Annotated in this window: 8 protein-coding genes; 6 read left to right on the forward strand and 2 right to left on the reverse strand. The window is 70.5% G+C overall.

From position 1 onward, the window contains the following. Nucleotides 1-118 precede the first annotated feature (118 nt). From ACOQPP_RS02965 to ACOQPP_RS02975, 3 genes are read left to right on the forward strand one after another with little or no spacing between them, the layout of a single operon-like run. Nucleotides 119-1,369, forward strand: a complete 1,251-nt coding sequence (locus ACOQPP_RS02965; RefSeq protein ID WP_419165690.1) for a TolC family protein — start codon at nt 119-121, stop codon at nt 1,367-1,369. Continuing rightward, nucleotides 1,366-2,883: an efflux RND transporter periplasmic adaptor subunit gene (locus ACOQPP_RS02970; RefSeq protein ID WP_419165691.1), complete on the forward strand. Its 1,518-nt coding sequence runs from the start codon at nt 1,366-1,368 to the stop codon at nt 2,881-2,883. Before ACOQPP_RS02965 ends, ACOQPP_RS02970 begins: the two co-directional genes overlap by 4 nt. Nucleotides 2,884-2,894: 11 nt before the next feature. Next, nucleotides 2,895-6,032 (forward strand): efflux RND transporter permease subunit, encoded by a 3,138-nt coding sequence (locus tag ACOQPP_RS02975; RefSeq protein ID WP_419165692.1) that lies wholly within the window; start codon nt 2,895-2,897, stop codon nt 6,030-6,032. Between the two features lie 273 nt (nt 6,033-6,305). Here ACOQPP_RS02975 and solA read toward each other — a convergent pair whose 3' ends face one another. Then, on the reverse strand, nt 6,306-7,436 hold the full coding sequence (gene solA, locus ACOQPP_RS02980) for an N-methyl-L-tryptophan oxidase (RefSeq protein WP_420635856.1): 1,131 nt from the start codon (nt 7,434-7,436) through the stop codon (nt 6,306-6,308). Between the two features lie 19 nt (nt 7,437-7,455). Beyond that, nucleotides 7,456-9,246 carry a serine hydrolase gene (locus ACOQPP_RS02985; protein ID WP_419165694.1) on the reverse strand — a complete coding sequence of 597 codons (1,791 nt, stop codon included), beginning with the start codon at nt 9,244-9,246 and terminating at the stop codon, nt 7,456-7,458. A gap of 131 nt (nt 9,247-9,377) precedes the next feature. On the opposite strand from ACOQPP_RS02985, the gene ACOQPP_RS02990 reads away from it, so the two are divergent. From ACOQPP_RS02990 to ACOQPP_RS03000, 3 genes are all read left to right on the forward strand, one after another. Further along, on the forward strand, nt 9,378-10,883 hold the full coding sequence (locus tag ACOQPP_RS02990; RefSeq protein ID WP_419165695.1) for a pyridoxal phosphate-dependent decarboxylase family protein: 1,506 nt from the start codon (nt 9,378-9,380) through the stop codon (nt 10,881-10,883). Between the two features lie 82 nt (nt 10,884-10,965). Continuing rightward, the gene (locus ACOQPP_RS02995) at nt 10,966-11,658 is read left to right on the forward strand and encodes a solute carrier family 23 protein (protein ID WP_419165818.1); all 693 of its coding nucleotides are present in this window, start codon (nt 10,966-10,968) and stop codon (nt 11,656-11,658) included. Continuing rightward, nucleotides 11,577-12,632 (forward strand): solute carrier family 23 protein, encoded by a 1,056-nt coding sequence (locus ACOQPP_RS03000; protein WP_419165696.1) that lies wholly within the window; start codon nt 11,577-11,579, stop codon nt 12,630-12,632. The genes ACOQPP_RS02995 and ACOQPP_RS03000 overlap by 82 nt, the downstream gene beginning before the upstream one ends. Nucleotides 12,633-12,686: the final 54 nt, after the last annotated feature.

Genomic DNA, 12,686 nt, shown 5'->3' on the forward strand with positions numbered 1-12,686 from the left:
GTCCGAGCGTCGCCGAACAATACGGAGAGCTTCCGCGCAGCGGTTTCAGTCGTGCTGCGACCGCGACCATATTCGAACGGTGACGGGACGGGGCCGGCCCGCTTTTCCGGGAGGTGTCATGCGAGTGATCGGGACCTTGACGCTGCTGCTGATCGGGGGCGGGGCCGCCGTCCCGCACGGAGCGGTCGCCCAGGAGGCGGTCCGACGGATCACGCTCCCCGAAGCACTCGAGTCGTTTGCTCGCAACAGTCTCGCGCTGCGAATCGCGCGGGCCGAGTCGGCCGAGATCGCGGGAATGGCGCGCCAGGACCGGGCGTACGCGAACCCGACGCTGGTGGTGGGCCGCGAGTCGCTGGGCCACGCGGGCGCGGACTACTGGGAGACGACGGCGGGGCTGGTGCAGCAGGTGGAGTGGCCGGGCCGAACCGCTGCCCGGGGCCGACTCGCCGCCCACGCTACCGATGGGGCGGCCGCCCGGTTCCGCGCCGATTCGATACGCCTGGCCTTCGAGGTGCGCGAGGCCTACGCACGGGCCTGGTACGACGAGGAGGCGGAGCGAGCCGCCGAGCAGGCCGCGTCCGTGATCCGGACGGTGGCCGAGGCCGCCGAGCGCCGCCTGGAGGCCGGAGATATCTCCGCCTACGAGGCGCGGCGGTTGCGGATCGAGCGCCTGCGCGTCGAACAGGATCTGGCCAACGCGGTACTCCGGGCCCGCGCCGCCCGCCGGGCGCTGGCCGTGCTCGTCGTTCCAGAGGCCGAGGCGCGGGAGGTGGGCCCCTCGGAAGGGCTTGAAGGCGTCCCGCCGCCGGTCACGCGTGGAGTCGCGCTGGACGCGATGGCCGGGCGACCGGACCTCGAAGCGGCGGCGCGGGAGGTGGATGCGGCGGCAGCGGCGACGGCGGTGGCGAGCGCGGCCTGGGCCCCGAATCCGACGCTGAATCTGGGCTACAAGGAACAGGCGGATGGGTTTACCGGCGCGACCTTCGGCGTGAACCTCCCGATTCCGTTCTTCGACCGGGGAGGGGGAGGGCGGGATGGCGCCGCCGCGCGCGAATCCGCGGCGGTCCACCGGCTGGATCTTCGCCGCCGGCAGGCCGAGATCGACGTGCTGACCGCGTCCGATCTCCATGAGTCCGCCCGTGGCCGGCTCGAAGCCGTCGGCGACGACCTGTTCGCCGACGCGGACGCCCTTCTCGCGGCGGCGCGGGCGGCCTACGCGGAGGGAGAGATGACGCTGGTGGAGGTTCTGGACGCGGCGGACGCCTTTCGGGACGCCCGGCTGACGGCGCTCTCCCTTCGGGCCGGCGCCTGGGTCGCCTACTACGATCTCCTGCGCGCCATGGGGCGGGCTCCGGAGGCGGAAGGATGAGGCCCGATGTCCGCTTGTCCCGTGCGGCGACCCTCGCCGCGGTCCTCTGGAGCGCCGGCTGCGGCTCGCCGGCCGCCGACGCTGCGGCCGCGGCCGACCATTCCCACGCCGGAGGCGGCGTCGTCACGCACTGGACGGAAGCGCTCGAGCTCTTCGTCGAGTATCCGCCTCACGTGCGCGGGGTCGCGAGCGATCCGTGGGACATCCACCTCACGTGGCTGGAGGAGTGGAAGCCGGTGAGCGAGGGCCGCCTCACGCTGGTGCTGCGCGGCCCGGGCGGAGCCCGCGAGGAGATCGTGCTGCAGGCCCCGTCGGCGCCGGGCGTCTACAGCCCGACCCCGACCCTGCCCGAGACCGGCATCTGGCGCGCCGACCTCACGCTCTCGGCCCGGGGCGCCGAGCACGCGATCCCGGTGGGACAGTTGCAGGTCTTCGCCAGCGCGGAGGCCCTGCCGCACGACGTGGAGGTGCCGCCACCGGGGCTGATCGCATTCGCGAAGGAGCAGCAGTGGTCTATGCCGTTCGAGGTGGCCGTCGCGGACGAGCGGCGGATTCCCGGCTCGATCACCGCCACCGGGGAGATCGTGGCCGCCGGGAACGGTCTCGCGCACGTCTCGACGCCCGTGGCGGGGCTCGTGCTGGTGCAGGGGCCGTCGCCGGTGCCCGGGGATGCGGTCCGGGCGGGGGAGACGCTGGCGCTGATCGCGCCTACGGATGTCGATGCCTCGTACGCGCGCATGCGCCATGACGTGGCGCGGGCCGAGCGGGAGGCGGCCCGGGCGGAGCGCCTCTTCGCGGCCGGCGCCATCGCCGAACGCCGCCTCGAGGAGGCCCGGCACGATCTCGAGCTGGCGCTGGCGGCGTTCGAGACGATCGGCGGCGTGCGGGAGGGCGCGGATGGAGGCGGTCCCGATCCGAACGTCTACCGGCTCCAGAGCCCGATTCGCGGCGTCATCTCCGACCGCCATGTGGCCCCCGGCCAGCACGTCGAGGTCGGGACGCACGCCTTCACCGTCGTAAACCCGGACACGCTCTGGTTCGTGGCCCGGGTCCCGGCCCGCCACGCCGAGGCGGCGAGCGAGGTGCGCGGCGCGTGGTTCACGGTCGAAGGCGCGTCGCACACGCACACCGCCTCTCGCGTCGTCTCCGTGGGCACCGTCATCGATCCCGCGAGCCGGACTCTCCCCGTGCGCTTCGCCGTCTCCAACGCCGATGCCGAACTCAAGGTGGGGCTGCTGGCGGAAGGACATCTCATCCTGGGCGCACCCGTGGCAGGCGTGGCCGTTCCGACGCGTGCGATCGTGGATGAGGACGGGCTCTCCGTGGTCTACGTCAAGCTCGGCGGGGAGGCGTTCCAGCGCCGGGTCGTGGAAACCGGACCCTCGGACGGATCGTGGACGATCGTACTTACGGGCGTGGCGAGGGGGGAACAGGTCGTCGCGGAGGGCGCGTACCAGGTGAGGCTGGCGTCGCTCGGAGAAGCAGAGATCTCTGATCACGGACATCCGCACTGAGGCCGTCCGGAATGAACGCTCCCGGGCACATGGGTCTCCTCGACCGGCTGGTCGGCGCCTCGCTGCAAAACCGCTTTCTCGCCGTGTGCGCGGCGGTCGTCGTCCTGGGGAGCGGGAGCTGGGTCGCGGCCAACCTGCCCGTCGATGTCTTCCCGGACCTCACGGCGCCCACCGTGACCGTGCTCACCGACGCGCACGGGTTGGCGCCCGAAGAGGTCGAGAGCCTCATCACCTTCCCGATCGAGACGGCGGTGAACGGTGCGGCCGGCGTGCGCCGGGTCCGATCGAGTTCGGCCCACGGGATCAGCATCGTGTGGGTGGACTTCGACTGGGGCACGGACATCCTGCGCGCGCGCCAGATCGTGAACGAGCGGCTGCAGCTCGCCGCCGGCCAGCTGCCGGAGGACGCGAGCGCTCCCGTGCTCGCCCCCGTGAGTTCGATCATGGGCGAGATCCTGCTCGTGGGGATGAGCGCGCCGCCGGCGCAGCTCATGGAAGCGCGGAGCCTGGCCGACTGGACGGTGCGCCGCAGGCTGCTGGCCGTGCCGGGGGTCTCCCAGGTGATCCCGATCGGCGGGGAAGTCCGGCAGTACCAGGTGCTGGTCCATCCCGAGCGGCTGCTCGCCTACGGCGTGGGGCTCGACCAGGTGCTGGAGGCCGCGGCCGCCTCGAACCGGAACGCGTCGGGGGGGGTGTATCGCTCCGGCGGTCGCGAGATCCTCATCCGCGGCATCGGGCGAGCGCGCGGCCTGGAGGAGATCGGCCTCGCCGTGGCGGCGGTGCGGGATGGCGTCCCGGTCCTCCTCGAAGACCTCGCCGATGTGCGGATCGGTCCCGCGGTGCGCCTCGGCACCGCCTCCGTGAACGCGGCACCCGCCGTCATCCTTTCCATCCAGAAGCAGCCCGACGCGAACACGCTCGAACTCACCGAGCGAATCGACGCCGAGCTGGACGAGCTCGAGGCGGACCTCCCCGAGGGGGTCGCGTTCGAACGCACCATCTTTCGGCAGGCCGATTTCATCTCGCTCGCCCTGGAGAACGTGACCACGGCCCTCCGCGACGGCGCCCTGCTGGTCGTCGCGATCCTCCTGCTCTTCCTCTGGGACGCCCGGATGACGGCGATCTCGGTGCTCGCGATCCCGCTCTCGCTCGGGCTCGCCATGCTCGCGCTGCGGCTGCTCGGGGGCACGATCAACACGATGACGCTGGGGGGGATGGCGATCGCCATCGGCGCTCTGGTGGACGACGCGATCATCGTGGTCGAGAACGTGCACCGCCGCCTGCGTGAAGACCGCCGGCTCCCCGCGGACCGGCGCCAATCCCCGTTCGAACTCATCCGTCGCGCCGCGCGCCAGATCCGGGATCCGATCCTCGACGCGACCGTCATCATCTCGATCGTGTTCGTCCCCCTCTTCTTCCTGTCCGGCGTCGAGGGACGCATGCTTCGGCCTCTCGGCCTGGCGTACATCGTGAGCATCCTCTCATCGCTCCTCGTGGCGGTCACGGTGACGCCGGCGCTGTGCCACATCCTCCTGCCGCACGACCGTGCGCTCGACAGGAAGCGCGAACCGTGGCTGATGCGACGGATCGAAGTGGCGTACCGACCCCTTCTGGACTGGGCCCTCCGGCGGTCGGGTCCGGTGCTGGCCGGTGCCGTCGTCCTGCTGGCGGGCACGCTGGCGGTGTTCCCCCTGCTGGGCCGGTCGTTTCTGCCCGAGTTCCAGGAGGGCGCCTTGACCGTGTCCGTGGTGAGCCCGCCGGGCACCTCGCTGCAGGAGTCCGATGCCATCGGCGCCCGCGTGGAGCGCCAACTGCTGGCGCACCCGGCCGTCGTCTCCACCTCGCGGCGCACCGGCCGGGCCGATCTCGACGAGCACGCCCAGGGCGCCAACGCCTCCGAGATCGACGTGCCCCTCGATCTGTCCGAGGTCGAACTGGCCGAGGTCATGGCCGCGTTGCGGGACGATCTCGCCGGGCTCCCCGGCACGAACGTCACGATCGGCCAGCCGATCGGACACCGCATCGATCACATGCTCTCGGGGACGCGGGCCGCCATCGCCGTCAACCTGTTCGGGCCCGACCTCCAGCAGCTGCGCGAACTCGCGGGCGAGATCGAGACGGTCGCCACGAGCGTGGCGGGGTTGGTGGACATCGCCGTCGAGCGGCAGGCCGAGATCCCGCAGCTCCAGATCCGGGCCGACCGCCGGGCCATGGCGCGGTACGGCGTCACGCCGGGAGCGATGGCGGCGGCCGTGGACGTCGCCTTCCAGGGGGAGGAGGTGTCGCTCATCCGGGAAGGGGACCGCGCGTTCGACCTCGTGGTTCGCTACGCGGACGAACACCGGACGGACCCGGAGGCGATCGGCGGAACGCTGATGACGACCCCGTCGGGGGCCGCGGTGCCCCTCTCCCAACTGGCGTCGATCGAGCCGGCGCGCGGGCCGAACACGATCAGCCGCGAGAATGTCCAGCGGAAAATCGTGGTCAGCGCCAACGTCGCGGGCCGCGACGTTGGTGGGGCCGCGGAGGAGTTGCAGGCGCGCGTCGGGGCGGAGGTCGCGCTGCCGCCGGCCTATCATGTCGAGTACGGAGGACAGTTCGAGAGCGGCCAGGAGGCCACGCGGCGGATTACGATCCTGTCGCTGTTCTCGATCGCCGCGATCTTCCTCATCATGTTCCGCACCTTCCGGAGCGCCCGGATCGCCGCGCTGCTCATGGTCAACCTCCCCCTGTCGCTGGCGGGAGGCGTGCTCGCCGTCCTCCTCATCGGCGGGACGGTGAACATCGCGACGCTTGTCGGTTTCATCACCCTGTTCGGGATCGCCGTCCGCAACGGGATCCTCCTCGTGAGCCGCTACCAGGATCTCCGCGGGGACGGCCACGCGCTCATCGAGAGCATCCGGCGCGGTTCGATGGAGCGGCTCAGTCCGATCCTGATGACGGCCTCGACGGCGGGCCTCGCCCTCATCCCGCTGGCGCTGGGCCTCGGGGAGCCCGGCAAGGAGATTCAGGCGCCGCTGGCCGTCGTCGTCCTGGGGGGGCTGTTCACGTCCACCACGCTGAACATGGTCGTCGTCCCGGCCCTCTTCCTGCGCTTCGCCGGGGGAGGCTCGCCGGTCCGTGATCGTTCGGGAAGCGACCCGAGCTGACAACCCGGATCCATGGCTGACAACCCGGATCCATGGCTGAGCCTCGGAGTAACGCAGGCGCGGGCCCCGGGCCATCTTCGGCAGGCTGGCGTACGAACCGGAGGGCGGAACGGAACCTGCGACATCTCGGTCCGGATCGTCTCGCGGATGGATTTCGGCGCGCTGTCGCAAACGGGCCGCGTATCCGGCGAAAGCTGCGGCAATACGGTGGACATGGACCTCCGCGGGCCGATGATTCCCGAGGGATAACGGACAACGGCCCCGTCCAGCCCGTCAGGCAGCTCCGCGTCGAAAACGGTCGAGGGATAAAGGGGCCAGATCGTGGGGCGGGTGATCGTCGGTCAGGAGATCCGCCATGAGCGCCCCGAGGACGGGCATGAATTTGAATGCGTGGCCCGACCCTCCGGCGAACACCACGACCCGGGGATGGCAGGGGTGGCGGTCGAGGATGAAGTTCTCATCGGGCGTGTTCGTGTAGAGGCAGACGGAAGCGTGGACGAGAGGTCCGGCCACCCCCGGGGCGTATCGCGCGAAGAGCCGTCGTAGCGCCTCCGTCTCGGAATCTTCGACCTCGCGGTCCACCCGGTCCACTTCGGTCCCGCGCCCGGCCTGAAAATGCATCCCCGCCTTGAGCCCGCGCGCCGTCGGAGGGAAGCCGTACCAGGTCCCCTCCCGGTCGAGTTCCCACACCCAGGCGGGTCCGTCGGCGAGTGCGGGAGCATGGGCTCCGGCGGGCTCGAACCAGTACTGCACCGTCCGCTCCACCTCGAGTGGGAGCGCGAGTTCCGGCACCAACCCTGACGTCCAGGCTCCCGCGGCGATCGCGAGGCGGCGAGCGCGGTACTCCGCCCGCGCCGTGCCGATCCGGACGCCGGATGCCGAGGCGGACCACTCGAGTACCGGCTCGTCGAAGCGGAGATCCGCCCCGGCCGCCGCCTCCAGAGTCGCTTCGAGACAGGCCTCCAGCGCCAGGACGGCGGCCCCCGGCTCGTAGATGGTGATCGTCCCGGGATCGGGCCGCAGCCAGGGGAAGTGCCCGGCCACCTCCTGCACGGAGAGCGAGACGCGGCCGGTGTCGGGTCGAGTCACGCTCGCGAGGGGGTTCCCCGCGAAGACGCGGCCGTCTGCGGGCCCCATCATGAGGGCTCCCGCCGTCCGGAGCAGAGTCCTGCGGGACCTGCGCTCGAGGCGTTTCCAGCGCGTCCAGGCATCCCGGACCAGGGGGACGTAGGGCGACCCCTGATACCAGGCCTCCCGGATCATGCGCGTGTCGCTGTGCGCCGAACCCATGGTGTGGGGCGGCCGATACCGATCGAAGCCGACGACCGAGTGCCCCCTCCGGACGAGTTCCGCCGCGGTGGCGCTCCCGACGGCTCCGAGTCCGGCGACGGCAAAGTCGTACATGTGGCGGCCGCGCGGCGGCTCAGCCTCCGATCCTCGGGAAGGTCAGGCGTTGGCCCGCCTCCACGATCGAGACGGCGCTGGCCGCCCGGTCCTGGATGTCGAAAACGAGCTGCACCGCTGAACCGTGCAACAGGAAGACGATCGGCGACTGCGGAAGCAGCCGGAAGGCCTCCTCTCCCGTGCGGCCCGCCAGGAGGACGCCGTCTTCGAGGGTCACGGTCAGCGTGGTGGCGGGGTCGATGCGGTACTCTCCCGTGAGAGGCGCCAGTTGTTCCGGATCCAGGGTGACGACCGGAAGCCGGAGGGCGAGATCGGGCTCCACGTCGAGTTCGGCCAGCCGCTCCAGCAACTCGGGCATGCCCGGATTGTAGGTGAGCGCCGCCTCGATGTGGGTCGTCGCCGCTGCGGGATCCCCCGCCTGTTCGTGAAGTTCGGACAGTGCGAACCGGATGCCGGGCGCCTCCGGCGTCCCCGCCACGTAACGCTCGAGGATCGCGATCGCGGTACCTGGATCCTCCTCGCGAAAGTGGCCGGCCAGCATCAGGATCTGTCGGGGAGAGTAGTCGTAGTCGTCGGGGCGCGTGCGGTGCCAGTTCTCGAACCGGGACATCGCCGCCTCGACGCCGCCCGACACGATGATCGGGAGGAGCCGCTCCGCGATCGACGGTTTCGGGGCGACGGCTTCGAGCCCCCACAGGACGTTCGTCAGGCCCTCCACGATCGGTCGCAGGTCCGAGGACGTGTTGTCGAGGAGGACGATGAGACGCCGGTGGTTCGGGAAGACGCGGAGGTACGATGTGAAGCCGAAGATGCCTCCGGAGTGCTCGACCACGCGCACGCTGTCCTCATGTCCGATTTCCCGCGCCCGCACGACGAGTCCGTACCCGTATGACTCCCGGCCGGGCGTCATCATCCGGCGTAGCGTCGCCGAATCCCGGAACAGGCCACCCGCGGCGCCCGCAGCCACGCTATCGGCCGCAGCGCCGGCGTTCCCGTGGTCCCGGCGGAGCAGGGCGTCGGCCCACCGGGCGAGATCTCCTGCCGTTGAATAGAGCATCCCGGCGGAGTAGGGAACCGACGGATCGATCAGGCGCGCCGGCCGGTATCCCGCCAGGTCGCGCGTATGTCCCGCGGCGTGGCCTTCCGGCGGGACCCGCGCGTGATCGTATCCCGTGCCGGTCAGTTCCAGGGGCCCGAGCACCCAGGTCTGCAGCGCCTCCTCGTAGCTCATCCCGGTCACCCGCTCCGCGATCCAGCCGAGCAGCACGTAGCCCGAGTTCGAGTACTCGAAGTCCGTGCCCGGCTCGAAGGAGAGGGGCTCCTCCCACGTCAGGGCCAGGATCTCGCCCGGCGAGTGCGGCACGGCGGCGCTCGCCTCCATGAAGCCCGGGATGTTCGTGTAGCTCGGCAGGCCCGAGGTGTGCGTGAGCAGTTGGTGGAGTGTGATCCGGTCCCCGTTCGCGGGCGGGTACTCCTCGATGTAGTGGCCGACCGGGTCCTCGATCCTGAGAAGACTGTCTTCTTCGAGGCGCAGGATGAGCGCGGCCGTGAACTGCTTGGTCAGCGAGGCGATGCGGAAGCGGGTGTCCGCGGAGTTGGCGATGCCGCCCGCGAGGTCGGCCGGGCCGAAGGCGCCCTCGAACAGGACCTCTCCTTGGTCGACGATGAGCGCCGCGCCGTTGAACAGCCGCAGGTCGTGGAAGGATCGCAGGTAGGCGCCCGCCCGGTCCGCGCGCGACTGGGCCTGCGCACCCGACGCGAGCGCGACGGCGAGCGCCGCCGCCAGCCAGCTTCTTCGAAGCGGATACATCCGGGATCCTCCGGCTGCTGTTCCCGTTTTGAGCTACTCCGTCCCGGACCGCCTCGGGGCGCGCCCGGCATCCTACGGCGAAGACGGCAGGAAAGCTCGCGCCACCCGATGGGAGGGGATAGGATCGCATCATGCGCTCGATCTCAAGTGGGCAGCGGTCCCGGATTCTCAGACTGGAGGAGGCAGCGCGGCCGCTCGAGCCCGACGCGGGCGAGCGCGACCGTCTCATGGGGTCCGCGCATGCCTATGCCCAGCGGCTCCTGAACGAGCTGCCGGAACGCCCGGCCTACAACCACGACAAGTCGGCTGCGGCGGCCCTGCGGAGCTTGCGGGCCGGGCACGAGACGCTGCCGATCGAAGCACTCATCGAGCGGGTCGACGAGTCGGTCGTGCGGCCTGGGCTTCTGCCGTCGCACGGCGGACATCTCGGCTACGTGCCCGGTGGCGGGATCTACGCGTCGTCGCTCGGCGACTACCTCGCGGCCGTGACGAACGAGTACGCCGGTGTCCGGTTCGCGGGACCGGGATCCGTCGAGATGGAGGACCTGATCCTCGACTGGATGGCGTCGCTCGTCGGCTTTCCCGCGGCTGCCGACGGGAACCTCGCCTCGGGCGGCTCGATCGCCAGCCTGATCGCGGTCGTCACGGCGCGAGAAGCGGCCGGGCTCCGAGGGCGGGACTTCGAGCGCGCCGTCGTCTACGCTTCCGCCCACACGCACCATTGCCTGCACAAGGCGATCCGGGTCGCCGGCATGGGAGAAGCCGTCCGGCGCGAAGTCGCGCGCGACCGCCACTTCCGGCTGCGCCCGGACTCTCTCGCCGAACTCGTCGCGGCGGACCGCGCCCGGGGACTCCGGCCGTGGCTCGTACTCGGATCGGCCGGCACCGCGGACACCGGCGCGGTCGATCCGCTCGCCCGCATCGCGGAGGTGTGCGAGCGAGAGGGTCTCTGGTTCCACGTCGACGCCGCCTACGGGGGCTTCTTCGCCCTCGTCGAGGTGTGCCGGCCGCTGCTCGCCGGCATGGAGCGTGCGGATTCGCTGGTCCTCGATCCCCACAAGGGGATGTTCCTCCCCTACGGCACCGGCGCCGTCCTGATCCGCGACGGCGAGGCCCTGCAGGACGCGCACGCCTACTACGCCAGCTACCTGCAGGACACGGTCGAGTCCGAGTGGGGAGGGCGCTCGCCCGCCGCCGTCTCGCCCGAACTCACGAAGCACTTTCGCGGGCTTCGGGTCTGGTTGCCGCTCCTCCTGTATGGCGAGGCTCCCTTTCGGGCCTGTCTCGAGGAGAAGCTGGAACTCGCCCGCTATTTCCACCGGGAGATCGAGGCTCTCGGGTTCGAGGTCGGTCCGGAGCCCCAGCTCACCGTCGTGACCTACCGCTGGGTCCCCGAGTCGGGTGACGCGAACGCGTTCAACCAGGCGCTCGTCGAGGAGACGCACCGGGATGGGCGGGTCTTCCTCTCCTCGACGACCATCGACGGGACGTTCGTGCTGCGGATGGCGGCGCTGGCATTCCGCACCCACCTCGACATGATCGACCTGGCGCTCGAAGTCCTCCGCGAGGCCGTCGAGAGGCTCGAGGCGCGCCCCGAGCTGTGGCGCCCCCGGGTAGCCGCCGGCAAACGGGGCTGATGGCGGCTCCGGCGCGGGCACCACCCGACAGGACGTACGCTACGAGCCCACGGAGCGCCCCCCGCTCCCGATCACCGCCGGACTGGGGTTCCAGTACGCCATCCTCTGTGTCGCCAGCGTCGTCCTGACCCCGACGGTGATGATCACCGTCGCGGGGGGCAGCGATGCCTACCTGTCCTGGGCTGTGTTCGCGGCGCTTGTGATCAGCGGGCTCACGACGGCGATCCAGGCGCGAAGACTGGGGCGCATCGGGGCCGGGTACATCCTCGTCATGGGGAGTACAAGCGCCTTCCTGGCCGTGAGCGTCTCCGCGATCGAGCAGGGCGGGCCGGGGATGCTCGCCACGTTGATCATCGCTTCGTCGCTCATCCAGTTCGTTCTGGCGGGGCGGATGGCGCTGCTGCGAAAGATCTTCACGCCGACCGTCGCGGGCACGGTGTTGATGCTCATTCCGATGACGCTCGCCCCGCTCATTCTGAACAAGCTGGCCGACGTGCCGGCGGATGCGTCGCCGGCGGCGGCTCCCGTCACGGCGGGGGTGACCCTGCTGCTTACCATCCTCCTGCCGCTGCGGTTCTCGGGTGCGCTCCGACTGTGGGCGCCCGCCATCGGCATCGTCGCCGGCTGCCTGACGGCCGGCCTGGGGTTCGGGATCTACGACACGGCGAGGTCGCCGAAGCCGCCTGGATCGGCTTGCCGGAGCTCGCGTATCCCGGGGTGGATCTCCACTTCCGGCCCGAGTTCTGGGCCCTCCTGCCGTCCTTCATCATGGTGACCCTCGTGGGTGCCATGGACACGCTCGGTGACAGTATCGCGATTCAACGGGTCTCCTGGCGTCGACCCCGCGCGATCGACTTCCGCTCCATCCAGGGAGCGATCGCGGCGGATGGCCTGGGCAACCTGCTCTCGGGTCTGGCCGGCACCGTCCCGAATACGACCTACGGCATGAGCATCGCCGTCGCCGAGCTTACCGGGGTCGCCGCGCGCCGCATCGGCATCTGCGTGGGGGTCGTCTTCGTCGCACTCGCGTTCCTGCCGAAATTCGTCACCGCCATCATCGCGATACCAGGGCCGGTGGTCGCTGCGTACTTCGTGATCATCGTGGCCCTGATCTTCGTCTTCGGGATGAAGATCCTTCTGCAGGAGGGACTGGATCATCGGAAGGGTCTCATCGTCGGGGTCGCGTTCTGGATCGGCATCGCCTTTCAGCTCGACTGGATATACCCGGAGTACTTCCAGGGGGCCTGGGAGGAACTGCTCGGCAACGGGATGACCGTCGGCGGGTTCACCGTGATCCTGCTCACGCTCTTCGGGGAGGTGCCCGGAGGGCGCCGGTCGCGTCTGAGGACCCGGCTGACCGCGGAGACCTGGCCGGAGATCGACGCCTTCCTGTCGAAGTTCGCCGCCCGGAGGGGGTGGGGTGAAGAGATGGAGATGCGCCTGAGGGCGGTAGGCGAGGAGACGGTGCAGATCCTGACCCGTGGGGAGGCCGGAGAGTTGCCGGAAGTGAGGCGACGTCTGCTGCTCATCGCGCGCAGCGACGGGAACGCGGCGGATCTGGAGTTCATCGCGACGACGGATGAGACCAACCTCGAGGATCAGCTGGCCATGCTCAGCGAGGCGGCCGCAAGCGTGCCCGTCGAAGCCGAGACCCCGCTCCGGCTGCTACGGCACTATGCCTCGTCCATACGTCACCAGCAGTACCACGACATCGACATCCTTACGATCCGGGTCGAAGAGATCGGCTAGCGGAGGGGCGCCTGAGCGGCGCACGCCGTGACATCCCTGCCTCAGCCCGCGAGT

The organism is Candidatus Palauibacter sp. (assembly GCF_965222475.1).
Lineage (GTDB): Bacteria > Gemmatimonadota > Gemmatimonadetes > Palauibacterales > Palauibacteraceae > Palauibacter.

Excerpts from the sequence above, each read along its gene's own strand:
- ACOQPP_RS02970 (WP_419165691.1), top strand. The coding sequence starts at position 1,366 with ATGAGGCCCGATGTCCGCTTGTCCCGTGCGGCGACCCTCGCCGCGGTC.
- ACOQPP_RS02965 (WP_419165690.1), top strand. The coding sequence starts at position 119 with ATGCGAGTGATCGGGACCTTGACGCTGCTGCTGATCGGGGGCGGGGCC.
- ACOQPP_RS02985 (WP_419165694.1), bottom strand. The coding sequence starts at position 9,246 with ATGTATCCGCTTCGAAGAAGCTGGCTGGCGGCGGCGCTCGCCGTCGCG.
- ACOQPP_RS02990 (WP_419165695.1), top strand. The coding sequence starts at position 9,378 with ATGCGCTCGATCTCAAGTGGGCAGCGGTCCCGGATTCTCAGACTGGAG.
- solA (WP_420635856.1), bottom strand. The coding sequence starts at position 7,436 with ATGTACGACTTTGCCGTCGCCGGACTCGGAGCCGTCGGGAGCGCCACC.
- ACOQPP_RS02975 (WP_419165692.1), top strand. The coding sequence starts at position 2,895 with ATGAACGCTCCCGGGCACATGGGTCTCCTCGACCGGCTGGTCGGCGCC.